This is a genomic window from Acinetobacter sp. YH12058, assembly GCF_013419805.1.
GTDB lineage: Bacteria > Pseudomonadota > Gammaproteobacteria > Pseudomonadales > Moraxellaceae > Acinetobacter > Acinetobacter towneri.
Map to the genome: position 1 here is coordinate 1 of NZ_VOZL01000063.1, position 1,173 is coordinate 1,173.

The 1,173-nt window shown below is 37.4% G+C and carries 3 protein-coding genes and 1 pseudogene; 1 reads left to right on the top strand and 3 read right to left on the bottom strand.

The features are described 5' to 3' along the window. A pseudogene (locus tag FTU09_RS13890) lies at positions 1 to 105 on the top strand (transposase); the annotation flags it as partial. Positions 106 to 112: 7 nt separating this feature from the next. Here the strand turns inward: FTU09_RS13890 and FTU09_RS13690 are convergent. The 3 genes from FTU09_RS13690 to FTU09_RS13700 form a co-directional block, all read right to left on the bottom strand. Further along, a complete protein-coding gene (locus FTU09_RS13690) occupies positions 113 to 454 on the bottom strand; it encodes a transposase (RefSeq protein ID WP_180080587.1) in 342 nt (113 codons plus the stop codon). A 68-nt stretch (positions 455 to 522) separates the two neighbouring features. Beyond that, a complete protein-coding gene (locus tag FTU09_RS13695; RefSeq protein ID WP_180080589.1) occupies positions 523 to 828 on the bottom strand; it encodes an IS630 transposase-related protein in 306 nt (101 codons plus the stop codon). Between the two features lie 21 nt (positions 829 to 849). Next, positions 850 to 1,107 (bottom strand): hypothetical protein, encoded by a 258-nt coding sequence (locus FTU09_RS13700; RefSeq protein WP_180080592.1) that lies wholly within the window; start codon positions 1,105 to 1,107, stop codon positions 850 to 852. Positions 1,108 to 1,173: the final 66 nt, after the last annotated feature.

Here is a 1,173-nt window from a genome sequence, read left to right on the forward strand (position 1 = left end):
AAATATTATTGGCGAGATTTTCAAGTCATGACAGCTGATAAAATAGAGCAATGGGTGGAGAGAGTATCAAACCAATTCGGAAAAGAATACATGTTTACTTTTTAATGACAGCTTATTTAGGAAGCCACACAATGTAATGGCCTGCACAACGTATCAACTCCTGAAGTCTTTTCCCTTTGTGAAAGGTCGCATTGTCCATAATCAAAACACTGCTTTCTTTCAACTTAGGTAATAAATCCTGTTCAATCCAACATTCAAATACTTCTGTATTCACAGAACAATTAAACACACCAACTGTCAACAATCTATTTTCGATAATTGCACCGATCGCATTACTGCAATTCTTCAACTGCCAGTTAAATTCACCTTCAGCACGTGTTCCTTGAAGGCTATAACTATGAGTTCTGGTACTTTCACTTTGAAAACCACTTTCATCTATGTAAATCAGAGGCAATTTCCCTTCTAAACACTCTATGAGATTTTGAAATTGCTGACGTTGATTTTGATCTGCTTTAGGATGCTTTAACGTCTTTTTTTACGCGATATTCCTGCGGCATGTAATGCATTAAATACCGCATGAGTGCTTACTCCTAAACGTTCAGCTCGCTCATACTGATAATCATCAGGATATTGTTCAATATCCTTCAATATTTGCTCTCTGCTAATTTTAGCTGGACGGCCAGGAATAGGTTTGTTTGTAGTGGACTTTTTCCAGTTCTGAATCGTTTGTATACAGATGTTAAAATGCTGTGCTGCTTTTCGCACAGACATTTCATCTCGAATCATAATTTCTATGACTTTGTCTTTAAAATCTTTTGAATATCCCATATCTCTATTGTTCTATAGTTTTTAGGATTTGGCTATACCACTCAGCGCTAGATGACGAATATCAATATCACAGCCATTTGACCCATTTACCCCACCACAGCCGAGTTGCAAACTTTTGACATTGACGTTCAGATCCATGACGGCATCTAAACTGAGTTTGTAGAAACCAATATTTTCATCGACCATTTGTTGGTTGACTAAAACAGGATCGGTATAGGACATATTCATCAATGCAGCACCATTGATGGCAGATAATTCTTCATCGGCTAATCCCACCAAGCCTTCTGCTGCAAAAACAACGTCAGAAACACATCAGGTCAATGCCATTACTATTGTTTAATCCTT

Bases quoted from the DNA above. Each gene is read 5' to 3' on its own strand.
- FTU09_RS13695 (WP_180080589.1), bottom strand. From the start codon at position 828: ATGGGATATTCAAAAGATTTTAAAGACAAAGTCATAGAAATTATGATT.